1 pseudogene is annotated in these 266 nt (G+C 52.3%); it reads left to right on the forward strand.

Annotation, left to right across the window (positions count from 1 at the left end):
- Positions 1–266 (forward strand): annotated as a pseudogene (locus tag QP437_RS10115) (30S ribosomal protein S1); the annotation flags it as partial.

The raw sequence follows: 266 nt of genomic DNA on the forward strand, positions 1-266 counted from the left end.
GTTCAAAAACGCCCAGGGCGAGCTGGAAATCCAGGTTGGTGACGAAGTTGACGTTGCTCTGGATGCAGTAGAAGACGGCTTCGGTGAAACCCTGCTGTCCCGTGAGAAAGCTAAACGTCACGAAGCTTGGATCACGCTGGAAAAAGCTTACGAAGACGCTGAAACTGTAGTCGGTGTTATCAACGGCAAAGTTAAAGGTGGCTTCACTGTTGAGCTGAATGGTATTCGTGCGTTCCTGCCGGGTTCCCTGGTAGACGTTCGTCCGG

Source organism: Haemophilus sp. UMB1048 (assembly GCF_030218125.1).
GTDB lineage: Bacteria > Pseudomonadota > Gammaproteobacteria > Enterobacterales > Pasteurellaceae > Haemophilus_D.